The sequence below is a fragment of the Bacillota bacterium genome (genome assembly GCA_036504675.1).
GTDB lineage: Bacteria > Bacillota > Sulfobacillia > JAJYWN01 > JAJZPE01 > DASXUT01.
This window is the reverse complement of record DASXUT010000144.1, coordinates 1-25,923: the sequence shown is the minus strand read 5'-3', so window position 1 is coordinate 25,923 and position 25,923 is coordinate 1. Positions and strand designations below refer to the sequence as shown.

26 protein-coding genes are annotated in these 25,923 nt (G+C 65.5%); 23 read left to right on the top strand and 3 right to left on the bottom strand.

Features of this window, described 5'->3' with window-relative positions; translation table 11 throughout:
- The first annotated feature begins 127 nt into the window (after positions 1 to 127).
- The 20 genes from mraZ (at position 128) to VGL40_09920 (ending at position 21,077) form a co-directional block, all read left to right on the top strand.
- A complete protein-coding gene (mraZ, locus tag VGL40_10015; GenBank protein HEY3315592.1) occupies positions 128 to 559 on the top strand; it encodes a division/cell wall cluster transcriptional repressor MraZ in 432 nt (143 codons plus the stop codon).
- 34 nt (positions 560 to 593) lie between these two features.
- Positions 594 to 1,559: a 16S rRNA (cytosine(1402)-N(4))-methyltransferase RsmH gene (gene rsmH, locus VGL40_10010; GenBank protein ID HEY3315591.1), complete on the top strand. Its 966-nt coding sequence runs from the start codon at positions 594 to 596 to the stop codon at positions 1,557 to 1,559.
- A gap of 170 nt (positions 1,560 to 1,729) precedes the next feature.
- The gene (locus tag VGL40_10005) at positions 1,730 to 2,167 is read left to right on the top strand and encodes a hypothetical protein (GenBank protein ID HEY3315590.1); all 438 of its coding nucleotides are present in this window, start codon (positions 1,730 to 1,732) and stop codon (positions 2,165 to 2,167) included.
- A gap of 130 nt (positions 2,168 to 2,297) precedes the next feature.
- Positions 2,298 to 4,439, top strand: coding sequence for a penicillin-binding transpeptidase domain-containing protein (locus VGL40_10000; GenBank protein ID HEY3315589.1), 2,142 nt, complete (start codon positions 2,298 to 2,300; stop codon positions 4,437 to 4,439).
- A 91-nt stretch (positions 4,440 to 4,530) separates the two neighbouring features.
- Positions 4,531 to 6,057 (top strand): UDP-N-acetylmuramoyl-L-alanyl-D-glutamate--2,6-diaminopimelate ligase, encoded by a 1,527-nt coding sequence (locus tag VGL40_09995; GenBank protein ID HEY3315588.1) that lies wholly within the window; start codon positions 4,531 to 4,533, stop codon positions 6,055 to 6,057.
- Positions 6,054 to 7,499 (top strand): UDP-N-acetylmuramoyl-tripeptide--D-alanyl-D-alanine ligase, encoded by a 1,446-nt coding sequence (murF, locus tag VGL40_09990; protein HEY3315587.1) that lies wholly within the window; start codon positions 6,054 to 6,056, stop codon positions 7,497 to 7,499. The genes VGL40_09995 and murF overlap by 4 nt, the downstream gene beginning before the upstream one ends.
- 31 nt (positions 7,500 to 7,530) lie before the next feature.
- Complete coding sequence (gene mraY / locus VGL40_09985) at positions 7,531 to 8,493, top strand: phospho-N-acetylmuramoyl-pentapeptide-transferase (GenBank protein HEY3315586.1); 963 nt, start codon at positions 7,531 to 7,533, stop codon at positions 8,491 to 8,493.
- 54 nt (positions 8,494 to 8,547) lie between these two features.
- On the top strand, positions 8,548 to 9,696 hold the full coding sequence (gene spoVE, locus VGL40_09980; GenBank protein HEY3315585.1) for a stage V sporulation protein E: 1,149 nt from the start codon (positions 8,548 to 8,550) through the stop codon (positions 9,694 to 9,696).
- A gap of 42 nt (positions 9,697 to 9,738) precedes the next feature.
- The gene (murG, locus tag VGL40_09975; protein HEY3315584.1) at positions 9,739 to 10,863 is read left to right on the top strand and encodes an undecaprenyldiphospho-muramoylpentapeptide beta-N-acetylglucosaminyltransferase; all 1,125 of its coding nucleotides are present in this window, start codon (positions 9,739 to 9,741) and stop codon (positions 10,861 to 10,863) included.
- A gap of 45 nt (positions 10,864 to 10,908) precedes the next feature.
- Positions 10,909 to 12,288 carry a UDP-N-acetylmuramate--L-alanine ligase gene (gene murC / locus VGL40_09970; GenBank protein ID HEY3315583.1) on the top strand — a complete coding sequence of 460 codons (1,380 nt, stop codon included), beginning with the start codon at positions 10,909 to 10,911 and terminating at the stop codon, positions 12,286 to 12,288.
- A 104-nt stretch (positions 12,289 to 12,392) separates the two neighbouring features.
- Positions 12,393 to 13,661 carry a UDP-N-acetylglucosamine 1-carboxyvinyltransferase gene (gene murA / locus VGL40_09965; GenBank protein HEY3315582.1) on the top strand — a complete coding sequence of 423 codons (1,269 nt, stop codon included), beginning with the start codon at positions 12,393 to 12,395 and terminating at the stop codon, positions 13,659 to 13,661.
- A gap of 217 nt (positions 13,662 to 13,878) precedes the next feature.
- Positions 13,879 to 14,649, top strand: coding sequence for an FtsQ-type POTRA domain-containing protein (locus tag VGL40_09960; protein ID HEY3315581.1), 771 nt, complete (start codon positions 13,879 to 13,881; stop codon positions 14,647 to 14,649).
- Positions 14,650 to 14,706: 57 nt separating this feature from the next.
- The gene (locus tag VGL40_09955; GenBank protein HEY3315580.1) at positions 14,707 to 15,420 is read left to right on the top strand and encodes a DUF881 domain-containing protein; all 714 of its coding nucleotides are present in this window, start codon (positions 14,707 to 14,709) and stop codon (positions 15,418 to 15,420) included.
- Positions 15,417 to 15,818 (top strand): small basic family protein, encoded by a 402-nt coding sequence (locus tag VGL40_09950; protein HEY3315579.1) that lies wholly within the window; start codon positions 15,417 to 15,419, stop codon positions 15,816 to 15,818. Before VGL40_09955 ends, VGL40_09950 begins: the two co-directional genes overlap by 4 nt.
- Positions 15,819 to 15,930: 112 nt before the next feature.
- Entirely contained in the window at positions 15,931 to 16,977 is a 1,047-nt protein-coding gene (gene ftsZ / locus VGL40_09945) for a cell division protein FtsZ (GenBank protein ID HEY3315578.1), read from the top strand.
- Between the two features lie 228 nt (positions 16,978 to 17,205).
- Positions 17,206 to 18,147 (top strand): sigma-E processing peptidase SpoIIGA, encoded by a 942-nt coding sequence (locus tag VGL40_09940; protein HEY3315577.1) that lies wholly within the window; start codon positions 17,206 to 17,208, stop codon positions 18,145 to 18,147.
- Positions 18,148 to 18,194: 47 nt separating this feature from the next.
- Complete coding sequence (gene sigE / locus VGL40_09935) at positions 18,195 to 18,881, top strand: RNA polymerase sporulation sigma factor SigE (protein HEY3315576.1); 687 nt, start codon at positions 18,195 to 18,197, stop codon at positions 18,879 to 18,881.
- A gap of 164 nt (positions 18,882 to 19,045) precedes the next feature.
- The gene (gene sigG / locus VGL40_09930; GenBank protein ID HEY3315575.1) at positions 19,046 to 19,819 is read left to right on the top strand and encodes an RNA polymerase sporulation sigma factor SigG; all 774 of its coding nucleotides are present in this window, start codon (positions 19,046 to 19,048) and stop codon (positions 19,817 to 19,819) included.
- Positions 19,820 to 19,834: 15 nt separating this feature from the next.
- Entirely contained in the window at positions 19,835 to 20,644 is an 810-nt protein-coding gene (locus VGL40_09925) for a stage II sporulation protein R (GenBank protein HEY3315574.1), read from the top strand.
- 166 nt (positions 20,645 to 20,810) lie between these two features.
- Positions 20,811 to 21,077: a YlmC/YmxH family sporulation protein gene (locus VGL40_09920; GenBank protein HEY3315573.1), complete on the top strand. Its 267-nt coding sequence runs from the start codon at positions 20,811 to 20,813 to the stop codon at positions 21,075 to 21,077.
- 195 nt (positions 21,078 to 21,272) lie between these two features.
- Here VGL40_09920 and VGL40_09915 read toward each other — a convergent pair whose 3' ends face one another.
- Positions 21,273 to 21,740, bottom strand: coding sequence for a type II toxin-antitoxin system death-on-curing family toxin (locus VGL40_09915; GenBank protein ID HEY3315572.1), 468 nt, complete (start codon positions 21,738 to 21,740; stop codon positions 21,273 to 21,275).
- 5 nt (positions 21,741 to 21,745) lie between these two features.
- On the bottom strand, positions 21,746 to 21,985 hold the full coding sequence (locus VGL40_09910; GenBank protein ID HEY3315571.1) for a hypothetical protein: 240 nt from the start codon (positions 21,983 to 21,985) through the stop codon (positions 21,746 to 21,748).
- A 298-nt stretch (positions 21,986 to 22,283) separates the two neighbouring features.
- On the opposite strand from VGL40_09910, the gene nrdR reads away from it, so the two are divergent.
- Together nrdR and VGL40_09900 are read left to right on the top strand one after the other, a co-directional pair.
- Positions 22,284 to 22,751, top strand: a complete 468-nt coding sequence (nrdR, locus tag VGL40_09905) for a transcriptional regulator NrdR (protein HEY3315570.1) — start codon at positions 22,284 to 22,286, stop codon at positions 22,749 to 22,751.
- A 139-nt stretch (positions 22,752 to 22,890) separates the two neighbouring features.
- Complete coding sequence (locus VGL40_09900) at positions 22,891 to 25,149, top strand: vitamin B12-dependent ribonucleotide reductase (GenBank protein HEY3315569.1); 2,259 nt, start codon at positions 22,891 to 22,893, stop codon at positions 25,147 to 25,149.
- Between the two features lie 4 nt (positions 25,150 to 25,153).
- Here the strand turns inward: VGL40_09900 and VGL40_09895 are convergent, their stop codons facing one another.
- The gene (locus VGL40_09895) at positions 25,154 to 25,567 is read right to left on the bottom strand and encodes a hypothetical protein (protein HEY3315568.1); all 414 of its coding nucleotides are present in this window, start codon (positions 25,565 to 25,567) and stop codon (positions 25,154 to 25,156) included.
- Positions 25,568 to 25,718: 151 nt separating this feature from the next.
- Here VGL40_09895 and VGL40_09890 point away from each other — a divergent pair.
- Positions 25,719 to 25,923 (top strand): laccase domain-containing protein (locus VGL40_09890; protein ID HEY3315567.1); only part of this gene is annotated, 205 nt, incomplete at its 3' end.

The following is a 25,923-nucleotide window of genomic DNA, read 5'->3' as shown; positions in this document are numbered from 1 at the left end:
GACACCGAAGGTTTCGCACCGCGACGCCAAAACCCCTTGCTTGAAAACCCCCATTTGCCCCTGGCGCCGCGATTCTCTTTAAGGGCCCCGGCCGCCCACGGCCGGTCGGACCGATAGGTGGAGGGTCATGTTCAAAGGCGAATTCGAGCACTCGCTGGACGAAAAGAATCGCCTGACGATGCCCTCCAAGTTCCGGGAGCGGCTGGGTGATCACTTTACCATCACCCGCGGCCTGGACAGCTGTCTTTTCGTATACCCGGATGACGAGTGGGCGAAGTTAGAGGAAAAGCTGAAGGGCCTGCCCTTCACACGGGCCGACGCTCGGGCCTTTTCCCGGATGTTCTTCTCCGGAGCCGCCGACGCTGAGCCTGACAAGCAAGGGCGGGTCATCATCCCGGCCAACCTCAAGGAGCATGCCAAGATCGAGCGGGACGTGGTCATCGTCGGAGTGGCCACCCGCGTCGAGGTCTGGGCCAAGGCCGAGTGGGAGAGCTTCCGCCGTAAGGCGGGAGAATCATATGAAGAAATCGCCGAGAAAATCGTGGACATCGGGATTTGATGAGAGCGGTGGGGAAGGCCCCGAGGGGGAGCCGGTGACGGTCGACCAGGGAGGCTACCACCAGCCGGTCTTGTTGAAGGAGGCCATCGAGTTTCTCGACTGCCGTCCCGGGGGCATCTATGTTGATTGCACCCTGGGCGAGGGAGGACACACTTCCGAGATCTTGGCCAGGATCGGGCCTGGCGGAAAGCTCATCGGCATCGACCAGGATGCCGGGGCACTAGCGATAGCCGCCGAGAGACTAGTGAGCCAGGGATGGCTCCCAAGTCCTGACCCGGTCACCAGGGACGAAATGGAGTTAGGGAGCCCGGCCGGCTCGTCGGCGACTTTGGTTCACGCCAACTTCGCCGAGTTATCCGAGGTCCTTGCGTCTCGGGCAATCCCTTCCGTGGACGGCGTCTTATTTGACCTGGGGGCGTCATCAAGACAGTTCGATCAGGCCTCAAGGGGCTTCAGCTACATGCAAGACGCCCCCCTTGACATGAGGATGGATGTGAGCCGGGACTTGACCGCGGCCGACGTGGTCAACCACTGGAGTCCGGCCGACCTGACCCGCATCCTTTACGAATACGGTGAAGAGCGCTGGGCGCGGAGGATCGCCGAGTTCATCGGCGAGGCCCGCGCCCGGCGGCCCCTAGAGACCACCGGAGACTTGGTCGAGGTGATCAAGGCGGCCATCCCGGCCGGGGCCAGGCGGCGAGGGCCGCACCCAGCCAAGCGGACTTTCCAGGCCCTGCGGATTGCCGTCAATGGTGAACTCGGGGCCATCGAAACGGGTTTGGGGGCGGCTCTCGTGGCCGTCCGGGAAGGTGGTCGGGTGGTCGCCATCTCCTTCCACTCCCTCGAGGATCGCTTGGTGAAGAGGACGTTCAAGGCGGCGGCAATGGATGGCCGCTTCGAGATACTGACTAAGAAACCGGTGGAGCCGAGCGACCCGGAGGTCGCCGGCAACCCCAGGGCCAGGAGCGCCAAGCTTCGGGCTGTTCGGGCCGCGTTCTAACGGCCTCGGGAGGCGAATATTCCTTGATTGCAGCAGAGGAACTAGCACGGGGACAAAGAGACTTTTCCCGCCGGAGGCTGGTCACCGGGAACAGGAGAGAGCGGGTAGCAGGCCGAAAACTAGCTTTCAGTCTGCCGGCGCTCTACCTCCTGTGCCTTGTGCTTTGCTTTGTGGTCGCCTTCGGCATCGCCGCCCGGGCCCTTGGCACGGTCAGGGAAGGGTATCAAATCGATCAACTCCAGAGTCAACTGGCCCAGCTCCAGCGGGATAGGGAGTCCCTCGAACTGCAACTGGCCCAGGCCCAAAGCCTGGAGCGGATCCGCGCCGTGGCCACCTCCAAGCTTAGGATGAAAGAACCGGACACCTTCCGATTCGCCTCCGTAACCGTGGCCGCCGACGCCAACGCCTATGGCTTCCGGACCGACCTGGCGGGCGGGAGTCAAGCGGCCAAGGCCCCCATGGATGAGGGCCCGGCCCAGGAAACGGCCGGCCTGGTCGTGGCCCAGGCCTCCGCCCAGCCGGCGGCTAAGGTCATCGCCGACACCTTCCACCGCATCCTGCGCTGGCTGACCACCGTTCGCCAGGCCAACGCGGGCAGTTGGGACTGATGCGCCGGTTCCGACCCGCGGGACGGCTGGGCCAAGGATAAGGGGTGACGTTTTGGTCCGCGAGCTCGCTTCTCTTGCATCGCTGGGAGCTCGATAAACTGAACTGTCCGCCCAAGAGGAGGAAGGCTCCTTGGGTTCCGTACCCGGCTTCAGCATGAGGAAGAGAGTAGCCTTTCTTTTTCTTTTTTCCCTGGCTTGTCTGGGTCTGCTGGTCGGGCGTCTGGGCTGGCTGCAATTGGTCCGCGGGGAGGAGCTGCGGTCCAAGGGCGACGAGGCCCGCACTCGGGACACGCCGATCGAGGCCCGCCGTGGGGCCATCCTCGACCGGAACCTCAAAGAACTGGCGATCAGCGTCAACGTCGATTCGGTCTACGCCGTCCCCATCCAGGTCAAGGCCCCCGAGGAGTCGGCCAAGCTCCTCGCGGGGATCCTCGGGCTGGAAGAGAACGGCCTTTTGACTGAGCTGAAGAAGAGGACCTTCTTCGTCTGGGTGAAGCGGAAGGTCGACGATGAGACCTCGAACAAGATCAAGGCCCTCAAGAAAGAGGGCAAGCTCGAGGGGATCGCCCTGACCCAGGAGTCGAAACGGTTCTACCCCAAGGGCAATCTGGCCTCGTCGGTCATCGGCATCTCGGGCATCGACAGCCAGGGCCTTGGCGGGCTCGAGTACCAGTATGACAAGTACCTCAAGGGCGAGCCGGGGCGGTTGGTCGGCGAGTACGACGCCCGCGGCCGGCAGATCCCCGATGCCAACTACCGCTACTTCCAACCCGTCGACGGGGACACCCTTGTCCTGACCATCGACGAGACCTTGCAGTTCATCGCCGAGCGGGACCTGGAGAAGGCGATGCTCGAGCACCAAGCGGCTTCAGGGACGGTCATCGTGATGGACCCCAACAACGGTGAGGTCCTCGCCCTGGCTCAGCGGCCCGACTACGACCCCAACCACTGGCAGGACTACCCGGCCGCCAACCGACGGATCATCCCCGTCTCGGACACATACTACCCCGGCTCCGTCTTCAAGCCGGTCACCGCCGCGGCCGCCCTCGAAGAGGGCGTCGTGCGAATGACGGATTCCTTCTACTGTCCTGGGTTCGTCAAGGTCCCGGGCGCGACCATCAACTGCTGGAAGGCCAGCGGTCACGGAGCGGAGACCTTCTCCGATGTCATCAAGAACTCGTGCAACGTCGGCTTTGTCCAGGTCGGCCTGAACCGGCTGGGGACCGACAAGTTTTACAAGTACCTTCAGGCCTTCGGGTTCATGGACCTGACCGGGATCGACCTGCCGGGTGAGGCCAAGGCCATCATGCCGGCCCAGAAGGACGCCAAGCCCGTGGACACCGCGGTGATGTCCTTCGGCCAGACCCTGACGGTCACTCCGATCCAGATGGCCACGGCGATGAGCGTCATCGCCAACGGGGGGACCCTGGTCAAGCCGCACGTGGTGAAGGAGATTCGCGACCCGCAGGGGAAGACCGTGGCCACCATTGGCAAGACCGAGGTCCGCCGGGTGATGACCGAGGTGTCCTCCCGCGAGCTGCGCCAGGCGATGGAGCGGGTGATTGAAGAGGGCACCGGCAAGACCGCCTTCATCGAAGGCTATCACCTGGCCGGTAAGACCGGCACCTCGCAAAAGTCGGTCGGCGGCCGGGTCTCCTCAGACTCCTACATCGCTTCGTTCATCGGCTACGGCCCGGCCGATACCCCTCGCCTTCTGGTCCTGGTGGTGGTCGATGAACCGTCGACCGGTCTGTACTTCGGCGGCCAGGTCGCCGGCCCGGTCTTCCAGGCGATCATGCGCGACGCGTACCGCTACCTCGAGATTCCGATCAGCTACGACCCGGCCAAGGCCCCGGCGGACACGAAGACCTCCGTCGGCGTGCCCGATGTGGTCGGGAGCGAGTTGGCCAAGGCCAAGAACGATCTCCACCAGAGAGGCCTGGAGTGGCGGGTCGAGGGGGATGGGGACCGCGTCTACGAGCAGACCCCGCCGGGCGGCGTTCAGGTCCCGGCCGGGACCACGATCATCCTGAGGGTCGGCAGCACCGGGGGAGGATCAGGGACGGACTCCGGCCAGACGGGAACCAGCGAGGTCTTGGTGCCGTCGGTAATAGGGAAGACCATTCGCGAGGCGGGTGAGATTCTCGGGTCCTTCGGCTTGAAGATCAACCCGACCGGGACCGGTCTGGCCAAGGCCCAGGACCCCAGGCCTGGAGTGAAGGTCCCGCGCGGGTCGATTGTCAATGCCCGCTTCGAGCCGCCGCCGCCGTAAGCCGGTCAACCGCGGGCGGCTCCAATGGCTGTTCCAATGGCCGACTCCTTGATAAAACCGGTACATTACGTATACACTAGGGGATAGGGCATTGCCCGCAGGGGGAATCCATGTGCAGTTGAGCCGGATGCTGCAGGCCATTGGCCCGGCCAAGGTGACCGGACCGGTCGACATCGACCTCACCGGACTGGCCTACGACTCCAGGCGGCTCGAGCCGGGCGGCGCCTTCTTCGCCATCCAGGGCTTCGTCCGCGACGGCCACGACTTCATCCCTCAGGCCCTGTCCAAGGGGGCTCGGGCGGTCTTCATCGAGAAGCCGGCGGTGATGGTCCCGGCCATCCCGGCCGGGGTCACCGTGGTCGGGGTCGAGAGTTCGCGGCGAACCCTGGCCCTGGGCTCAGCCGAATTCTACGGCCATCCGTCGAAGGACCTGAAGGTCATCGGGGTGACCGGGACCAACGGCAAGACGACCACCACTCACCTTGTTCGCTCACTGCTCTCAGCCAGGGGGCGCAAGGTGGGTCTGATCGGGACAATCCACAACATCGTCGACGACCTGCCCCGCCCGGTCGAACGGACCACCCCCGAATCCTCGGACCTCGAACTCCTATTCCGGCAGATGGTCGACGTTGGCTCGTACGGGGCGGCCATGGAGGTCTCTTCGCACGCCCTCGAGCTGCACCGGGTGGCCGCCTGTGAGTTCGATGTGGCCGTCCTGACCAACGTCACCCAGGACCACCTGGACTTCCATCACACCTTCGAGCAGTATATGAAGGCCAAGGCCAAGCTCTTCGCGATGCTCGGGGAGACCTACGTCGGGAGACCGAAGGCGGGGCCCAAGGCGGCCGTGATCAATGCCGATGACCCCAACCACGATTTCTTCGTCCGGGCCTGCAGGGTCCCGGTGATCACCTACTCCCTGACCAAGCCGGCCGACCTCCGAGGGCACGACGTCATCGTCGAGGCCTCCGGGGTCAGCTTGGTGATCGAGGCGGGCGGCCGCCGCCTACCCCTGAAGCTGCAGCTGACCGGGAGGTTCAACGCCTACAACGCGCTGGCGGCGATGGGCGTCGGCTTGGCCGACGGCCTCGCCCCGGAGGAGATGATCGAGGTCCTGTCCCGTGCGGACGTCGTCCCCGGTCGCTTCGAGCGGGTCGACGCCGGCCAGGACTTCGCGGTCATCGTCGACTACGCCCACACCCCGGACGGTCTGGAGAACCTGCTTCAAACGGCCCGCGACTTGGCCCGGGGCCGGGTCATCCTGGTCTTCGGGTGCGGCGGCGACCGCGACCGGAAGAAGCGGCCGATCATGGGCGACATCGCCGGACGCTATGCCGATTGTGCCATCATCACCAGCGACAACCCCCGGAGTGAGGACCCCATGTCGATCATCCACGAGGTCGAGGCCGGCCTCGAGACCCGGCCGCCGCGGTGGGGTTACACGACCACGGCCGACCGCGAGGAAGCCATCCGCCAGGCCGTCGCCCGGGCCGGGAAGGACGACGTCGTCGTCATCGCCGGCAAGGGCCACGAGACCTACCAGATCTTTCGCGACCGGACCATCCACTTTGACGATCGGGAAGTGGCCAGGCAGGCCCTGGGGGAAAGGACGAAATGAGCGGAGGCGGGGAGGGCCCGATGGTCGAGGGCCAGGCCCGGGAGGTACGCTTCACGGCCGCCGAGGCGGCCGCCGCGTGCGGCGGGCGCCTGGTCGCCGGGCCGCCCGACGCGGTCTTCACCGGGGCTGCTTCAGACAGCCGGAAGGTCAAGGGTGGCGACCTCTTCGTGGCCATCCCCGGCGAGCGGGTGGATGGTCACGCCTATGTCGCCGAGGCCGTCGCCAGGGGGGCGACCGGGGCTCTGGTTCAACGGCCGGTCGAGGGTCCGCCGGGAGCGGCGGTCATCGTCGTCGAGGAGGCCGTGGCCGCCCTTGGCAAGTTGGCGGCCGCCTACCGTCAACGGTTCAGACTCCCGGTTGTCGGCGTGACCGGGAGCGTCGGTAAGACCACCACCAAGGACCTTGTCGCGGGGGTTCTCGAGCGGCGCTTCGACACCCTGGCCACGGAGGGGAACCTGAACACCGAGGTCGGCCTCCCTTTGACCGTTCTTGAATTGGAGCGCCATCATCAGGCGGCCGTCTTCGAGTTGGCCATGCGAGGGATCGGCGAGATCGCTTATCTGTCTGGGATTGCCAAGCCCTCGGTCGGCCTCGTCACCAACATCGGACTGACCCACCTGGAACTCCTCGGCTCGGTCGAGAACATTGCCCGGGCTAAGGCCGAACTGATTGAGGCCCTCCCCCCGGACGGACTGGCCGTCCTCAACGGCGATGACCCGCGCTGCCGGGAGGTCGCCCACCGCTCGGCGGCCCCGGTCGTCTACTACGGCCGAGGGACGGACTGCCAGGTGCGGGCGGTCGATTTCCAGACCCGTGGGGAAGAGGGGGTCAGGGTGACCGTTGCCCTGGCGGGCGATGACCCAGGGCGCGTTCACGAGGTCACCGTACCGATTCCCGGTCTTCACACCGTGGGCAATGCCCTGGCGGCGATCGCCGTCGGCCGGTCCCTCGGGATGACCATGCCGGAGATCGCCGCCGGTCTGGCGGAGCCGCGGCGCACGGCCATGCGTCTGGAGGTCCATCACGAGGGCGGCGTGACGATTATCGATGACACTTACAACGCTGGACCGGCCTCGACTCGGGCGGCCCTGGAGATCCTCAGGGAGCTCTCCGTCGGCGGCCGTTCGCTGGCCGTCCTTGGGACGATGCTCGAGCTCGGTTCGGCGGCTGAAGCCGGGCATGAAGAGGTGGGTCTGGCGGCCCGCGAGGCCGGCGTCGACCACCTCGTCACGGTCGGGGACCTCGGGGCGATCATCGGCCGGGCGGCGGTGACGGCGGGCCTCGACCCGGCCAGGGTTACCACCTGCGGGGACAACCGGGCGGCGGCCGCGGCGGCCATGGCCGTCCTTCGTCCCGGGGACACCGTGCTGGTCAAGGGATCGCGCGGGATGAAGATGGAGGAGATCGTCGCCGCCCTCCGCGGCTCATTGGCCCGCGGATAGCAAGGTCAACCGGTCATCGGGAGTGGTCCTCATGGAGAAATTGATCCTGGCCCCGGGCCTGGCTTTCGTCGTCGCCGTCGCCGCGGGGCCGGCCATCATCCGCTTCCTGCAACGCCTCAAGGTCGGGCAGAGCATTCGCAGCGACGGACCGCGGACCCACCTCAGGAAGGCCGGCGTCCCGACCATGGGTGGCTTCATCTTCCTCCTCGGGGTCGTTGTCGGGACCGTCGCCTTCGTCCCTCTGACCGTGCCCGTCCTCCTGGTTCTCTTCACTACTTTGGCCCTCGGGGCGATCGGCCTCGTCGACGACTATCGGAAGGTCGTCCTCCACCGGCCGCTCGGTTTGAAGGCCCGGGAGAAACTGCTCGGTCAGATGCTCATCGCCATCGTCCTCAGCCTGGGGGCGACCAATCTCGCCGGGCTGCCGCCGACGGTCGGCGTCCCCTTCACCGGCATCGTCGTCAACCTCGGCTACTTCTATCCCGTTTTCGTGACCGTCCTCCTCATCGCCACGGCCAATACGGTCAACCTGACCGATGGGGTCGACGGGCTGGCGGGGGGGGCGATGGTCATCACCTCGGCCGCCTACGCCGTGATCGCCCTCGCCCTCGATCGTGTCGAGCTGGGCCTGGTGGCCCTGGCCATCACCGGCGCCTGTCTCGGCTACCTGGTCTACAACCTGCATCCGGCCCGCGTCATCATGGGCGATCTGGGCGCGCTGTCCCTCGGTGGAGCCCTCTCGGCCCTGGCCGTCCTGAGCAAGACCGAACTCCTCCTGGTCATCACCGGCGGGCTCTTTGTCATCGAGGGCCTGTCCGACATCATCCAGGTCCTCTATTTTCGGACCACGGGGAAGCGGGTCTTCCTGATGGCCCCGCTGCACCACCATTTCGAGCTGTCCGGGTGGACGGAGAACCAAGTGACGACGCGCTTCTGGCTCCTGGCGACGATCTTCGCCGTGGTCGGCTTCCTGGGCCTCCGCAACTGGGGCTAAGACTCCGGGTGGGAATCGTCCGGCGTGGCGCTGGTTCGAAAGGGGCGGTGACCGTTGGCCCGTCGTAAGCGCAGCCCCGACTTCGCCATCTTCGCCGTGGTCATGGCCCTCCTGGCCATCGGCCTGGTAATGGTCTTCTCGGCCAGCTCGGTCAGGTCCGAGACGCAGTACAACGACGCCTACTACTTCCTTAAGCGCCAGCTGGCCTGGGCCGTCGTTGGCATAACCGCGATGATGGTGATGATGAACGTGGACTACTGGGTGCTGCGCCGGTACGCCACGCCGATCATCCTCGGATCGTTCTTCCTGCTGGTCATCGTGCTCATCCCGGGAATCGGCCGGGAGATCAACGGGGCCCGGCGGTGGGTCGGCTTCGGCACCTACGCCATCCAGCCGTCCGAACTGGCCAAACTGACCATTGTCATCTACTTGGCCCATTTCCTGACGCGAGGACCGCGGCGGTCCGCCGATCCGTGGCGGGCTCCCGAGTCGTCGCGGTCGGCGGGGCGGACCATCGACTTCTGGCGGGGCATCATGCCGACCCTGGCCATCCTCGGGGTCGCCGGGGCCCTGATCATGATGGAGCCCGACCTGGGGACCTCGGTGGCCCTGGCCGGCACGGTCTTCCTGATGCTCTTCGCGGCCGGCGCCAACCTGGCCCACCTCGGCGGGCTGGCCCTGGCCGCCCTGCCCGTGCTCGGGGCCCTGATCTTCGGTGAGGAGTACCGGCGGCGGCGTTTCTTGGCCTTCCTCAACCCCTGGGCGGATCCCAGCGACACCGGGTACCACATCATCCAAGCCCTTTACGCCCTGGGTTCAGGCGGTCTCTTCGGGGTCGGCCTCGGCCGTAGCCGGCAGAAGCTCTTCTACCTGCCGGAGGCCCACACCGACTTCATCTTCGCCATCATCGCCGAAGAACTCGGCTTCATCGGTTCCGCCGCCATCTTGGTGCTCTTCTTCTTCCTCATCTGGCGCGGCTTCAAGGTGGCCATCTCCGCCCCCGACTCCTTTTCCAGCGTCCTGGCGGCCGGCCTGACGGTGATGATCGCCCTCCAGTTGATCATCAACGTCGGCGTGGTGACGGCCTCTCTGCCGATCACCGGCATCCCCCTGCCGCTCATCAGCTCCGGCGGGTCGTCGCTGGTCTTCACGATGATGGGGGTGGGGGTCCTCCTGAACATCTCCAAGTACTCGGTGGTCTAGGTCGCGCCCGGCGGCCGGCCATTCGTTCAAGGCGGTGGGTCCTTGCGCACTCTGATCGCCGGGGGGGGCACCGGCGGGCACGTCAACCCGGCCCTGGCCATCGCCAAGGTCCTGGCCGAACAGGACCCCAAGGGCGAGATTCTTTACGTCGGGACCAAACACGGCCTGGAGGCCGACCTCGTCCCCCGGACGGGTCTGGTCTTTGCCACCATCGATGTCAGCGGCCTCTTGCGCAAGTCGCCCGCCGAGCGGGTTTCCGGGGCCTGCAAGGCGGCCGGAGCCGTTCTTCAGGCCTGGCTGATCATCCGGCGATTCAAGCCCGACGTCGTCGTCGGGACCGGCGGCTACGTCTGCGGACCGGTTGTCCTGGCCGGGTCACTGGCCGGGTTGCCGACGCTGATCCAGGAGCAGAACGTCTTCCCCGGGCTGACCAACCGGATGCTGGCCCGCTTCGTCAGCCGGATCGCCGTGCCCTTCGAGGAAGCCCGCCGGCATTTCGCGACTCCGGGGAAGGTCGTCGTCACCGGCAACCCCATCCGGACTGAGATCATGGACAAGAAGCGACCGGAGGCCATCGCCGAGATGGGCCTCGACCCGGGCCGGCGGACCCTCCTCGTCTTCGGCGGCAGCCGGGGCGCCGAGACCCTCAACCGAGCGATGGTCGAGGCCTTGCCGGGGCTCCTGGCCCGGCGGGATCTCCAGGTCGTCTGGGCCACCGGGACGGCCCACCACGAAGCGACCCTCAAAGAGCTGAGGCAGCGGGGAGTGGACCCGGGCCGGTTGGAAGGCCTCGTCCTCGTGGCCTACCTTTACCAACAGGACGCCGCCCTGGCCTGCGCCGACCTGGCCCTGACCCGGGCCGGAGGAATCACCCTGGCCGAACTGACGGCCCTGGGCATTCCGGCGATCCTCGTCCCGTCGCCCAACGTCACCCACAATCATCAGGAGTTCAACGCCAGGGCGCTCGCCTCTCGCGGAGCGGCGACGATCATCGCCGACTCCGAGTTGACCGGGGAGGTCCTCTCGCGACAGGTCGGCGCCATCCTGGACGACCCGGGGAGGCTGGGGGAGATGGCCGGGGCTTCGAGGCAGATGGGTCGGCCGTCGGCGGCGGCCGAGATCGGGCGGGAGATCCGTTCCCTGGTCCTCAACCGCCGGCGTCGGTAGCCGCGATGGCCCGACCGTGACCGCGTTGCGATAAGGAGAGTCACCTTGAGCCACTATCACTTCATTGGCATCGGCGGGTCGGGGATGAGCGGCATCGCCAAGGTCCTCTTGCAGATGGGGCACCGGGTGAGTGGCTCAGACCTGGCCGCGTCGGCCAATACCCGCCGCCTGACCGGGATGGGGGCCGAGGTCAAGCTCGGCCACCGGGCCGATAACCTGGCCGGGCCCGCTGGGGGGGATCGCCCTGACGTGGTCGTCGTTTCTTCGGCCATCCGGCCGGGGAACGAGGAGTTGGACGCGGCCCGTCGATCGGGGCTGCCCATCCGGCGGAGAGCGGAGGTCCTGGCCGAGATCATGCGCACCGGCCGCGGCGTGGCGGTGGCCGGCTGCCACGGTAAGACGACGACCTCGTCGATGATCGCCCTGATGATGGAGGGCGCCGGGTTGGACCCGACCTTTGTCGTCGGCGGGGAGGTCCGCGACCTCGGCACCAACGCCGCCTTGGGCCGCGGGGCCTACGTCGTGGCCGAGGCCGACGAGAGCGACGGTTCCTTCTTGGACCTGTCCCCGGTGATCGCGGTGGTCACCAACATCGAGGCCGACCACCTCGACCACTACGGAGACCTGGGCCACATCATCGAGGCCTTCGAGGCGTTCCTGCGGCGCCTGCCTCAGGCCGGCTTGGCCGTCCTGGGTTACGACAACGAATGGGTCCGCCAGATCGGCGGTCGCCACGGCGGCCGCAAGGTCACCTACGCGCTGGATGAGAAGGCCGACCTGACGACCTCGGCCATCGGGCTGCGCGGGATCGGGACGAGCTGTACGGCCTACCTGCGGGGGAAGCAACTGGGCCGTTTGGAGCTGGCCGTCCCCGGTCGGCACAACGTCCAGGATGCCCTGGCCGCCGTGGCCGTCGGCCTCGAGGCCGGGCTCAGCTTCGTGGACATCGCCACGGCCCTCAAGGGTTTCACCGGCGCGGAGAGGCGCTTCCAGAAAGTCGGGGAGGCCCGCGGGGTGACCATCGTCGACGATTACGCCCATCATCCCACGGAGATCGCCGCCACCCTGCGGTCGGCCCGCCAGCTCGGATATGGTCGGGTCATCTGCGTCTTCCAGCCCCACCGCTACACTCGAACCCAGCACCTGGCCGGCCAGTTCGGAGGGGCCTTCACCGCGGCCGACCAGCTTTATCTGATGGACATCTACCCGGCCGGGGAACTGCCCATCCCGGGGGTCAGCGGCCGGACCATCTTGGATCAGGTCGCGGCCTCCGGCTACAAGCACGTCTCTTACCACTGCCATCGCGAAGAGCTCGTCGAGACCCTTGCCCGCGACGTCCGACCCGGAGACCTCGTCCTGACCGTCGGTGCCGGCAACGTCACCAACCTAGGACCGGAACTGCTCCGCGTGCTCCAGGGCCCCTAGCCGCTCGTCTCCGGGGAGCGCCCGCCACTCTGGCTCACAATCCCGGTGGGCCCGCGTATGATAGTGGGCAGCCGTTCAGGTGGTGCGTCATCGGGGGTGGCCATGTGGGCTCTTTTGTTATTGAGGGCGGGCACCGGCTTTCGGGGCAGGTCAGGATCAGTGGGGCGAAGAACGCCATCCTGCCGATCCTGGCCGCGGCGTTGCTCTGTCCGGAGGAGTGCCTGATCCATGAGGTTCCGGAACTGCGCGATGTGACGGTCATGCTCGACATCCTCCGGTACCTCGGGGTCGAAGTCGAGACCCGGACCTCCGAAGGGGGCCGCAGGCGGAGCATTTCGACCAAGGCAGGGCAGTTCCGGACGCACATCGGTCCCAGCGACCTGATGGGCCAGATGCGCTCGTCCATCTTCGTCATGGGGCCCCTCCTCGGTCGGCTGGGCCGGGTGACGGTGACCTACCCGGGTGGTTGCGCCATCGGCCCGCGACCGATCGACCTTCACCTGAGGGGGCTTTCGGCGCTCGGGGCCAGGTTCAGGGAGCGTTATGGCCGCATCGAGGCCGAGGCTCCAAACCTCACCGGGAACGAGGTCCATCTCGACTTCCCGAGCGTCGGCGCGACCGAGAACATCATGATGGCCGCCGTCCTGGCCGAGGGGACGACGATCATCCGCAACACGGCCCGCGAGCCGGAGATCGTCGACCTGCAGAACTTCCTCAACTCGATGGGGGCTCAGGTCAGGGGAGCCGGTTCGGACTCCATCCGGATTGACGGGGTCAGGCGCCTGCACGGCGCGGAGCATTCAGTCATCCCGGACCGCATCGAGGCGGGGACGATGCTGGCCGCCGTGGCCGCCACCGGTGGGTGCGTGGAACTGGCCAACATCGTCGAGGACCACATCGAATCGGCGGTGGCCAAGTTGCGGGAAGCCGGTCTGCTGATCCGCGAGGGCCGGGACACCCTCGAGGCCAGGGCCTCGGGGCGGCTTCGGTCGGTGGATTTCAAGACCCTGCCCTACCCGGGCTTCCCGACCGACCTGCAGCCGCAGGCGATGGCCCTGATGAGCGTGACCGAAGGGACCTCGCTGATCACCGAGACGGTCTTCGACAAGCGCTTCAACCACGTCGAGGAACTCACCCGGATGGGCGCCAGGATCCGGGTCGAGGGGCGGGCCGCCGTGGTCGAAGGGGTGGATAGTCTGTCAGGGACCGAAGTGACCGTCCCCGACCTGAGAGGTGGGGCGGCCCTGGTCATCGCCGGTCTGGCCGCCGAGGGAGTGTCCAAGGTCAAGGGGACGGACCACATCGACCGCGGCTACGATGGGTTCGAGGTCAAGTTGACGGGTCTGGGAGCGATCATCCGCCGGGAGCCGTAGGGCTTGAACCCGAGCTCGCCGCCAAGTCACGACCGGCGGGCCTTCTCGAGCTGGCGAGGTGGACAGGCCGTGCGTTGGGAGTCCGCCGACAAAAGAGGCTTACGGCCGTGGTTTGACATAACGCCGGCCGGGCCTTACAATTTATTGTTGATGCGGGCCCGTCCTTGCGGGGTTTTTCCGGGCGTTCTCGACTTCCGGCGGCGGAGGTACCAGGGTAGTGGAGAAGTCCACCAGACGAAGGTGGCGCGCGCAGCGCCGCGTTTTCCTGATCTTTGATCTTCTCCTGATCGGCGGGATCGGTCTTTTTTTCTTCTTGAGTTCTAGCTACTTCCGAGTGGCCACGGTGAGCGTCACCGGCAACGTCAAGCTATCCAGCCAGGAGGTCATCAACGCGGCCCAGCTGCCGCCGAAGGCCAACCTGTGGCAGGTCAAGCTGGCGGAGGTGAGACAGCGTCTGGCGGCTGAACCGTGGATCAAGGAGGTCGCCGTCCGGCGGGAATTCCCCGGGCGGTTGATCATCGATATCAAGGAATGCGAAGCCTTGGCCGCCGTGCCCAACAACAATACCTTCTACTTGGTCGACGCCGACGGGCGGGTCCTTCGCCTGGTCGAGAACCTCTACGGCCTTGGACTGCCGGTCCTCACCGGGGTCAAGGCCGAGGAATGGCGGGTCGGGCTGAGCGTTGATGAGACCCTCCTCAATGGGGCGCTCGCCGTAATCGACACTTTCGATCCGGACCATCGCTCGCTCTTGGCCGAGGTTCACGCGGCTCCCCGAGCCGACGGCTCGGCGGAAGTGACGGTCTACACGACCGACCGCATCACCGTCCTGTTCGGGGCCGTTCCCGCGGCACCCGACGAACGTCTGAAACGCAAGATCCAGGCCCTGGTCGGGATCGTCGACGACGCCAGGGCCTCCAAGCTCCGGGTCAGGCTGATCGACCTCAGGTATGACGGCCCACCGGTGATTCGGCTTGGCGATAGTTGAACCAGGTGGACAGAGCTGGACATAGCGATCGGATATAGATGAAATGAGGTATCAGCGATGAGAAGGGGAGGGGCGTGGGCTGTCGCCCTGGTCAGCATGGTCCTCGGGGTCATGCTGGCCGTTCAAATCAAGGTGCAGCACGACATCCGCGGGCCGCTGACCTTCGGGCGCTCCGAGGAGATCAGCGTGATGCTGCAACAGACGGAGAACGAGCGCAACCTATTGCGCCAGGAGGTGGCCACCCTTAGGGAGCAGCTGACCAAGGCGGCCGAGGGCCAGCAGTCAGCTCAAGCCTTACAGGATGCCCTTCTGCGCTCAGAGATGATGGCCGGGGCCACGGCGGTCAAGGGCCCTGGCGTCAAGCTCGTCCTCGACGACTCGAAGACCCCGCGCCAGCAAGGGGAGGATCCGAACCTGTTCGTCCTCCACGACGACGACCTCCTCAAGGTGGTCAACGAGCTGAGGGCGGCCGGGGCCGAGGCCGTCTCCATCAACGGCCAGCGGCTGGTGGCCCGGTCGGAGATTCGCTGCGCCGGTCCGACCATTTCGATCAACAACACCCGGACGGCGCCGCCCGTGGAGATCCTGGCCATCGGCGACCCGGCCACCTTGGAGAGCGCCCTGCGGATGCGCGGCGGGGTACTGGACCAACTCGGCTTCTGGAAGATCGATATCAAGCTGTCGAAGGTCCAGGAGTTGACGATTCCGGCCTATAACGGGCCGCTCCAGTTCGTCTACGCAAAGCCGGCGAAGGGGGGTGAGCCGAAGTGATCTGGCTGGCCATCATCGGGCTCGGGGCGGGACTGGCCGTCGGCCTCTTCCTGCCGGTCGCCCTGCCTATCGTCTACGCCCGTTACCTGTCCATCGCCGTCCTGGCCGCCCTGGACTCGGTTTTCGGTGGTCTGCGGGCCGGTCTGGAAGGCAACTTCGACACGGCCGTCTTCGTCAGCGGCTTCTTCGGCAACGCCCTCCTGGCCGCGGCCCTGACCTACATCGGCGACCGCCTGGGCGTGGAGCTTTACTACGCCGCCCTGTTCGCCCTCGGTTATCGACTCTTTCTCAACCTCGGCACCATCCGTCGCCATCTTTTGCGTTTTTGGCCCGCCCCCGGGCGGTTGAAAGTCGGGAAAAACCCGGATACGGAAAAAGGGAAAACCCCCTCCACCTAGAAATAAGTAGTCCAGGCTGAAGCGGCCTGGACCGTTTTTTGGGCCTATATGCCTGGTTTTTGGCCGGTGCCCAGGGGCCATCCGGCCCCGGTCCAAGGAGGTAAAGGGGTTAATGCTCGAACTCGACCTAGACAAAGAGCAGTTCGCACTGATAAAGGTGGTCGGAGTCGGCGGCGGCGGGAACAACGCCGTCAACCGGATGATCACCACCGGCCTGAAAGGCGTGGAGTTCATTTCCCTGAACACCGACGCGCAGGCCCTTTACTTGTCGTCGGCGCCTCACAAGATCCAGCTCGGGGCCAAGCTCACCCGCGGGTTGGGGGCCGGTGGTAACCCCGAGGTCGGCTATCAGGCCGCCGAAGAGAGCCGGGAGACCATCGCCCAGGCCCTCAAAGGCGCGGACATGATCTTCATCACCGCCGGCATGGGTGGCGGGACCGGCACCGGGGCCGCGCCGATCGTCGCCGAATGCGCCAAGGAGACCGGCGCCCTGACCGTCGGCGTGGTCACCAAGCCCTTCACTTTCGAGGGCCGGAAGCGGATGCTTCAGGCCGAGAAAGGGATTGCCGACCTGAAGGAAAAAGTCGACACGTTGATCACCATTCCCAACGACCGCCTCCTTCAGGTGGTCGAGAAGAAGACCTCCATCGTCGACGCCTTCCGCATCGCCGACGACGTCCTCCGCCAGGGCGTACAGGGCATCTCCGACCTCGTCGCCGTGCCGGGGTTGATCAACCTGGACTTCGCCGACGTCCGGACGATCATGCTCGACACCGGGTCGGCTCTGATGGGCATCGGGACGGCCTCCGGCGATAGCCGGGCGACGGACGCGGCCAAGGCGGCCATCTCCAGCCCGCTCCTGGAGACTTCCATCGACGGGGCCAAGGGTGTCCTACTGAACATCACCGGCGGTCCCGACCTCGGCCTCTTCGAGGTCAACGAGGCGGCCGAGATCATCGCCCAGGCGGCCGACCCTGAGGCCAACATCATCTTCGGCGCGGTCATCAATGAAGACATGAAGGATCAAGTGCGGGTGACCGTCATCGCCACCGGCTTCGACAACCGGCAGCGCAAAAACAAGCCGCAAGAGGACCTGGAGTTCAAGCCATTCCCCGGGGACGACCTCGACATCCCGGCCTTCCTCCGCAAGAAGGGCTAGGACTCGCGGCCGAGGGGCCGACGATCCCCTTCATAGCTGAAAAAAACCCCGTCGCCGAGAGGCGGCGGGGTTTTTCGTTTGACAAAATTCGGCTCGGCGGTCCGGCTATAATTCACCTTGAGCGCTCGGGGGGTCCGTCGGAGCGGCCGGGCATGGCCGGCCCGGGACAGGCATACAATCCACTGGATGGGGAGGAAACCCCGGCCAGTTCTGGGAGGCGCGCCCCGGATGCGGGTCTACGCGGACATCTTCCTCATCGAGAACTTCCTGATCGACCTGGCCCTCCTGTGGGCCGCGGCCGGTTTGGCCCGGCGTCCGGCCCGCCCGTGGCGCCTGGCTCTGGGAGCCGCCCTCGGGGCCGGCTACGCCCTCTTTGCCCTGGCCGGTCCGTGGCCGATGGCCCGCGGGCTCATGGCTCGCCTGCTCGTCGCGGCGGCCATGCTCGCCGCCGCCTTCTGCCCCGTGGGGTGGGGGGTCTTCGCCGGACTCTTGGCTTATCTCTTGCTGACCGCGGTCTTTCTTGGCGGGACCGTCCTGGCCCTGAGCCTCCTGACTTCGTCCATCGGGCTCCGGGTCGCCCTCGGTCCGGCCGACACCGGCTGGTGGACGATCGCCGCGGGTCTCGCCATCGCCTTCATCGGCGGGCGGGCGGCCTGGGCTCACTTCCGCCGCCGAGCCGGGGAGGAAGGGCGGCTCCTCCAACTGGAGGTCGAGATCGATCGGCGCCGGGCCGACTTCACCGCCCTGGTCGACACGGGCAATCAGCTGCAGGACCCGTTCTCCGGTCATCCCGTGGTCGTCGTCGAGCTGGGAGCGGTCAGCGAGATCATCCCGGCGGGCCTGGCCGACATCTACGGGACCGGTCCGGCGGCCGGTCTTGAAGGCCAGGCCCTCGACACACTCACCGGTCTGGACCGCCTGCCGCCGCCGTGGCCCGCCCGGGTGAGGTTGGTGCCCTTCACCTCCCTGGGCCGGGAGAACGGCCTTCTCCTCGGCTTTCGACCCGATTCCGTGACCGTTCGTGACGACCGCCGCAGGGCACGTTACCGCGACGTTGTCGTCTGCGTGTACGCCGGCGCGCTCTCGGCGGCCGGCACCTACAATGCTCTCCTCCATCCCGACCTGGCCGCGGGCCATGGAGGCGCGGATCAAATCAGCGAGGGGGACTGACCGTGCTCGGCTTGGCCGCTAAGCTCCGCTGGCTAGCCCTCATCAACCTGATCCGGCTCAGAGAGGCCGTTGGTCTTCCAGTCCATGGCCGGGTCCATCTGGCGGGGACCACCGAGGCCCTGCCGCCGCCCCTCTCAGCCGACGAGGAGTCCTTCCTGCTGGGCCGGCTCCAGCACGGTGACCAGGCGGTCAAGGGGATCCTCATTGAGCGCAACCTGCGCCTGGTGGTCTACATCGCCAAGAAGTTCGAGAACACCGGGGTCGGCATCGAGGACCTCGTCTCCATCGGGACGATCGGTCTGATCAAGGCGGTCAACACCTTCGACCCAGAGAAGAAGATCAAGCTGGCGACGTACGCCTCCAAGTGCATCGAGAACGAGATCCTGATGTACCTGAGGCGGAACAACCGGACCCGCTCGGAGATCTCCTTCGACGAGCCCCTGAACGTCGATTGGGACGGCAACGAACTCCTCCTGTCCGACGTCTACGGGTCTGAGTGCGCCGACTACCGCAACCTCGAAGAGGAGGTTGACCGGCTCCTCTTGCGGCGGGCCATCGGCCGTCTGACCGCCCGCGAGCGCCGCATCGTCGAGCTCCGGTTCGGCCTGAAGGACGGCCGGGAACGGACCCAGAAGGAAGTCGCCGACCTGATGGGCATCTCCCAGTCGTACATTTCGCGCCTGGAGAAGAGGATCATCAAGCGCCTGCGCAAGGAGATCAAGAAGATGGAGTGAGCTAGCCAAGACCAGCCAGGAGTGACCCCTCGGGGCCCGGCCGCCATGCGGTCGGGCCCTGGGTTTTCTTGGTAAGTTCCTACCGGCCCAGAATAAAGTCGCCCAGCCCAGGGCATAATCTAGAGTGCTCAGTAAGAATCTGGAAAACCGCGGGGTGGGCGTACTTGCTGGTCAACAAGGTCGAAATCTGCGGGGTCAACACCTCGAAGCTGTCCGTCCTGACTTCGACCAACATGCGTGAACTCTTCCAGCGGATGCGGAGCGGGAACCCCGACGCGCGGCAGCAGCTGATCAACGGCAACCTGAGGCTGGTCCTATCGGTCATCCAACGGTTCAACAACCGAGGCGAGTATGTCGACGACCTCTTCCAAGTCGGCTGCATCGGCCTGATGAAGGCGATTGACAACTTCGACCTCGGGCAGAACGTCAAGTTCTCGACCTACGCCGTACCCATGATCATCGGCGAGATTCGCCGCTACCTGAGGGACAACAACCCGATCCGGGTCAGCCGGTCCTTGCGGGACATCGCCTACAAAGCCCTCCAGGTCCGGGACAGCCTGGTTAACAAGTTCTCGCGGGAGCCGTCGATCACCGAGATCGCCAAGGAATTGAAGATCCCCCGCGAGGAGATCGTCTTCGCCCTGGACGCCATCCAGGAACCGATCTCCCTGTTCGACCCGATCTACCACGACGGCGGTGACCCGATCTACGTCATGGACCAGATCAGTGACGAGAAGAACCAAGACCACAACTGGCTTGAGGGGATCGCCATCCGGGAAGCCCTGCGCAAGCTGTCCGACCGCGAGAAGCTGATCCTCTCCAAGCGCTTCTTCGAGGGTAAGACCCAGATGGAGGTGGCCGAGGAGATCGGCATCTCCCAGGCCCAGGTCTCCCGGCTGGAGAAGGCCGCCCTCAACCACATGCGCAAGCATATCTGACGGAGGTTTGGTGCCTTGCCTGACGACCATGTACCCGGCTCCAAGCCCGGGCCCGAACGGGCCGCCTGGCTGCTGTTGCCCCGACTGCCCGTCCCCAGACCGACCCGGCGCGACCTGGCCCGCGTGGCCGCCGTCCTGAGCCTCATCGCCCTGCTCTTGGTGATCCTCCAGGGCGGCTGGTCCGGACGGAACCAGGTGGCCTACAACCACTACAACCTGTTCCGCCTGCACGTAAGGGCGAACAGCGACGACCCCGCCGACCAGGTCCAGAAACTGAAGGCCAGGGACGCCATCATGGAGGCCTTCGGGCCGGCCATGGCCCGCCTGGCCGACGCCCAAGCGGCGGAGGCTTTCGCCCGCGAGCACCTGGTGGAGATCGAGGCGGTGGTGGCCAAGGCGGCGGCCGAGCACGGGCCGGCCTACGGCGTCAGGGCTACCGTCGGGACCAGCCTCTTTCCGACCCGCACCTACGGCGCCGTGGTCGTCCCGGCCGGGTTCTACTCGTCTCTACAGGTGGCCATCGGCCGCGGCGAGGGACAAAACTGGTGGTGCGTCCTCTTCCCGCCGCTCTGCCTGAATGACCTGGCGGCCAGGGTCGACCGGGCGACCCCGGGGGCCGCGGTCGGCGCGGCCGCCGTACCGACCTTCCGGCTCGAGCCCTTCTCCCCAGGCGAGGTGGCCGTGCTGGCCGAGGCCGCCGACCCCGAGAAGCTGCCGGTGGAGCTCCGCTGGAAAGTCCTAGAATGGGCCAAGGCCGCCCGGATGGGCGCCCGGGTCCTCCTGGCTCGCCTGGTCGGATCGTCAGGGCCGATCCCGTACCCCTGACCGCGGTCACAAGCGGGGCGACCCGCCCGCGGGGTCGAGCTGAATCCCGATCATCAAGCCTCCCCCGACGCCGGGGGAGGCTTTTCCGCGCCGATGGCGAATCCATTTTGGCCCGACCCGCCGCCATCGGCTACCGCCACATATATTGTTGCGGGGGGTGAGTGCGATGATGAAGTCCGACCTGAGGGTCAGGGAGGTCATCAACATCGCCGACGGCCGAAAGCTCGGCGGCCTCGTGGATATCGAGGTCGACCTGGAGTCCGGCCGGGTGACCGCCCTGGTCGTCCCGGGGCGGGGACGGGTCTTGGGGCTGTTCGGCGGGGACGACGACTGCGTCATCCCGTGGGAGAAAGTGGTCAAGATCGGCGTCGATGTGATTCTGGTGGACCTACCGGCGCAGGCGGGGGCTGGAAGGAGTCCAAGGCTTCGATAGAAATCAAAAACCCGACCCTGAGCAGTCGGGGGTAGGGCCCGAAGCGTCGAACTGTGCCCCTCTTCGATACCTTAGGTCGCGCCGGAGCACCTGTGACAGGGGCACAGTTCGACGCTTCGGGCCCTAAATCCTTCTGATCGAGAGAAAAAATGTGGCCGTAGCATTCTTGAGTGGGCAGCATTAACATTCAACCCGTTACCGCACGCTTCTGATCCAGTTGATGATTTGTGAAGAATAGGTTCGGCGCAGTCCGTGATGTCCCGGCCCTTGACACGTGTATTTCTTCAGCCAACGCTGAATGCGTTCGATTGACATGCCAAGCGCGACTCCTTTTGCCAGGCGAAGGAGCTTCCTATCTTCGACTGTGAGATCATACCCGTTATCCTGAAGGAAGATTATGGTCGAAATCACAGCTGTCCTCTTGTTTCCGTTGATGAATGGATGGTTCTCGACTAAGGATCTCATTAGCGCTGCTGCTTTCAGCAGTGTGGATTCAAAGAGATCTTTCTTATCGAAAGTCTGCCGGGGGGCGTAGACAGCAGAAAGCAGACCGGAAGGGTTCTGAACGCCCCTTTGGTCTGCATCCGTGGCTAGATCACTGAAGTGCTTGTCCACAACCACAAAGTGAACTGCTAGGACTTCAGTTTCCGATACATAATGCACTCTTCTTATCTTTTCGAGAGCTCCTTCAGTACATGGCTATACTTCTCTGCTGTCGTCAAGACTCTGCCTATGAACCCCGGCCTTATCTTCCTAGACCAGTCTCTGTCAAGGCCAAGCGCCAAGAGTTGATGAGGCGGAATCTCTACGGACCTTATCTTCCTAAGCATTTCTGCCTCAGTCATCTTGACTCCACCCTCCACAGTCTTTCTTCCCCTAATTCTATAACTTGATTCCCTTTGTGGCAATACCCTCCACCCCAAACATAAGGCTTGGATCACTAGGAATATCGGAAATAGTGGCTGAGTCTATTATTCCAACAAACAATCCACAGCTATTCAGGCCATGCTTGAGAGGATGAGGACCCTGCGCATGGTGACTTGTGCTAGATTGGGCGAGGTTTACCGGGACAACAGGCAGCGTGTGGCAAGCCGTGAAAACTTCTAGACACACTATACCTAGTGGGATATAATGGAGTCGCCGCCCAAATGTCGTGGACGAACAGAGGTTCGGCCATCCGACCAGGCCTTTCGAGGGAGCGACTCCATGCGCTGTCCGTACTGCGGAGAACCGGAAAGCAAGGTGTTGGACTCCCGGCCGACCGAGGAAGGCGCGGCCATTCGCCGGCGTCGCGAATGTCTGGCCTGCGGTCGGCGTTTCACTACCTACGAGAAGGTCGAAGAACTGCCCCTGGTGGTCATCAAGAAGGACGGCCGCCGGGAGTCCTTCGACCGGGTGAAACTCCTCAACGGGCTGCTCAGGGCAGGCGAGAAGCGCCCCATTCCCCTGGCCAAGCTGGAAGCCCTGGTCGCTGACATCGAGCGGCAGATCCGCAACCGCTCGGCCAATGAGGTGGACAGCCGGGACATTGGCGAACTGGCCATGGAAGGGTTGCGACAGCTGGACGAGGTGGCCTACGTCCGGTTCGCCTCGGTTTACCGTTCGTTCAAGGACATCAACGACATCAACCGGTTCCTGGAGCAACTGGAGACCCTGGTTCAAAAGCGCTCGTAAGTCGCCGGCCCCCCCCCCCCGTACCAAGGGGGACGTGCCGGCGGCCGGCGGCGCTTTTCGTTCCGACCATCCGGCGGCGACGGCTCATCAACCATTAGAGACAGTAAGATCAAACCAAGAGGCTCGGGGGGACACGAGGGTGAACCTGTCGGAGAACGCCATGACGGTGCTGAAGAAGAGGTACCTGAAGAAGGTCGACGGGCGAGTGGTGGAGACGGCCGAGGACATGTTCAGGCGGGTGGCCGAGAACATCGCCGCGGTCGATGGCGAGATCTATGGCGTTGCTTCCGGCTCGGTGAAAAAGCTGGCCGATGAGTTCTATCAGATGATGACCGACCTCGACTTCATGCCCAACTCCCCGACGTTGATGAACGCCGGTCGGGAGCTGCAGCAACTGGCGGCCTGTTTTGTCCTACCCGTCCGTGACTCGATGGAGTCCATCTTCGACTCCCTCAAGCACGCCGCCCTGATCCACAAGTCGGGCGGTGGCACCGGCTTCGCCTTCTCGCGCCTCCGCCCGAAGAACGACGAGGTTCTCTCGACCGGCGGGGTGGCCTCCGGGCCGGTCTCCTTCATGCGCGTCTTCAACGCCGCCACCGAGGCCGTTAAGCAAGGCGGGACCCGGCGCGGAGCGAACATGGGCATCCTCCGGGTGGACCATCCGGACATCCTCGAGTTTATCCAGGCCAAGCAGAACAACGCCGACATCACCAACTTCAACCTCTCCGTGGGCATCACCGAAGCCTTCATGCAGGCGGTCAAGGCCGACGGGGACTTCTCCTTGATCAACCCCCGCAACGGTGAGGCCACAAAGACGCTCAAGGCCCGGGAGATCATGAACCTGATGGTCGAGATGGCCTGGAAGAACGGCGAGCCGGGGATCGTCTTCCTCGATCGGCTGAACCGCGACAACCCCACGCCGGAGCTCGGCGAGATCGAGAGCACGAACCCCTGCGGGGAGCAGCCGCTCCTGCCATACGAAGCGTGCAACCTCGGCTCCATCAACTTGGCCCGCTTGGTGGTCCGCCGCGGGCCTCGCCCGGAGGTCGATTGGGACAGGCTCGGCGACCTTGTCGCCAAGGCGGTCCACTTCCTCGACAACGTCATCGACGCCGGCAAGTATCCCCTCGTCGAGATCGAACAGACGGTCAAGGGCAATCGGAAGATCGGCCTCGGGGTGATGGGCTTCGCCGACCTGCTCATCCTGATGGGTGTCCCCTACAGCTCCAATGAAGCCGCCGATCTGGCCAGGAAGCTGATGTCCTTCATCCGCGACCAGGCCCGTGAGGCCTCGCGGGAACTGGCCGCGAAACGCGGGGCCTTCCCGAACTTCCAGCGCAGCACGTTCCAGGGCGACCGGCCGATCCGCAACGCGACGACGACGACCATCGCCCCGACCGGGACGATCAGCATGATCGCCGGTTGCTCGAGCGGCATCGAGCCCGTCTTCGCCCTTTCGTATGTGCGCAACGTCCTCGACCAGACCAAGCTGGTGGAGGTAAATCCGCTCTTTGAGAAGGTCGCCAGGGAACGGGGCTTCTACAGCGACGACCTGATGCAGCGCATCGCCGAGGCCGGAACGGTTCACGGGATGAAGGAGATCCCCGAGGACGTCCAGCGGGTCTTCGTCACTGCCCATGATGTCACCCCGGAAGCCCACATCGCCATCCAGGCGGCCTTCCAGGAGTTCACCGACAACGCCGTCTCGAAGACGGTGAACTTCGCGAACTCGGCCGTCAAGGAGGACGTCGCCCGGGTCTTCGAGCTGGCCTACGAGATGGGCTGCAAGGGCGTAACCATCTACCGCGACGGCAGCCGCGAAGCTCAGGTCCTGACCACCGGCACCAGGGCCAAGGAAGCCGGGTCGGAAGCCGAGGCGGCCGCGGCCAGGGCCGGCGCCGCCCCGGCGGTCGCGCTCCATCCGCCGGTGACCCCACGCCCGCGACCCCGGCCAGAGGAGACTCACGGGATCACGCGCGAGTTCAAGATCGGCGGCTGCGGCCACCTCTTCGTTACGGTAAACGCCGATGAGAACGGAATTTGCGAGGTCTTCACCAACACCGGCGAGGAGGGGTGCGAGTCCTTGTCCCAGGCCGTCGCCCGGCTGATCAGCATCGCCCTTCGGGCCGGTGTCGACATCGACCCCATCGTCGACCAGTTGCGCGGGATCAAGTGTGTGGGTTGTATCATCGATGCCGACACCCGCGTCCTGTCTTGCCCCGACGCCATCGGCAAGGCCATCGAGAAGTTCGCCAACGGGACCAACAAGTTCGACCTGAATGTCTTCGGTGGCCCGCGGTCGGCCATCGTCTGCCCCGAGAAAGGGTGCGGAGGGATCATGGTCCACGAAAGCGGTTGTTGGCACTGCACGACTTGCGGCTATTCGAAGTGCGGTTGACCGATCAAGTCCGCCGCGGGGCGCCGGCCGTCAAGGACCGGCGCCTCGGCCAGTCCGGGGGCCGGATTCGGCGACGGGGCAAGAAACCTCGCCCCGGCCGGGATGGGCCGGGGCGATGGCAGGAAAACTGGTCGTGACGAAGAAGGGCGAAGGGTCGGTGGCGGGCATCCGACCCGTTAGCGGTCAGGAGGGTATCGATGCCCCTGATTGTCCAGTGGAGGCGGCTGAGCGGGTTGGCCTGGAGGATCTCGAGAGCCAGGCGGAGCCGCTCCTGGATGCGGATGATGAAAGGCATCACCCGCTCCGGCCCGACCGACGGGACCGACAGCAACTGTGACAGGCGGGCCAGTTCAACCTCGTAGGTCCTGGCCGTGGAGTCCTCACCGGCGGGGACAGCCGGCTGACCGCCGGTAGTCATGGTCCAACCCTCCCGCTTTCAGGGTACCGACGCTCCGGGGGAATGTCAAATCCGATTCTTCACAAAAGCGACCGACGGTGGCGGGGATGTCGTCCTCGACCCGGCCGGCCTGAACTACAGGATCAGCTTTCTCGAGCGGTCGGCCCCGGTGGTGGCCGCTTTCACCACCAGGCGGGGCGGGGTCAGCCAGGGCGACTTCGCCCAATGCAACTTGGGTCTGGCCGTCGGCGATGACCCCGCGGACGTCCTCGAGAACCGCCGGCGGGCCCTGTCGGCGGTGGGGCTCGGGGTTGAGTCGGTGGTCGCCGCCCAGCAGGTTCACGGGGACCGGGTGGCCAGGGTAGGTCGGGCCGAGG

Excerpts from the sequence above, each read along its gene's own strand:
- ftsZ (HEY3315578.1), top strand. The coding sequence starts at position 15,931 with ATGCTCGAACTCGACCTAGACAAAGAGCAGTTCGCACTGATAAAGGTG.
- VGL40_09920 (HEY3315573.1), top strand. The coding sequence starts at position 20,811 with ATGATGAAGTCCGACCTGAGGGTCAGGGAGGTCATCAACATCGCCGAC.
- mraZ (HEY3315592.1), top strand. The coding sequence starts at position 128 with ATGTTCAAAGGCGAATTCGAGCACTCGCTGGACGAAAAGAATCGCCTG.
- nrdR (HEY3315570.1), top strand. The coding sequence starts at position 22,284 with ATGCGCTGTCCGTACTGCGGAGAACCGGAAAGCAAGGTGTTGGACTCC.
- VGL40_09940 (HEY3315577.1), top strand. The coding sequence starts at position 17,206 with ATGCGGGTCTACGCGGACATCTTCCTCATCGAGAACTTCCTGATCGAC.
- VGL40_09955 (HEY3315580.1), top strand. The coding sequence starts at position 14,707 with ATGAGAAGGGGAGGGGCGTGGGCTGTCGCCCTGGTCAGCATGGTCCTC.
- VGL40_09895 (HEY3315568.1), bottom strand. The coding sequence starts at position 25,567 with ATGACTACCGGCGGTCAGCCGGCTGTCCCCGCCGGTGAGGACTCCACG.
- murF (HEY3315587.1), top strand. The coding sequence starts at position 6,054 with ATGAGCGGAGGCGGGGAGGGCCCGATGGTCGAGGGCCAGGCCCGGGAG.
- mraY (HEY3315586.1), top strand. The coding sequence starts at position 7,531 with ATGGAGAAATTGATCCTGGCCCCGGGCCTGGCTTTCGTCGTCGCCGTC.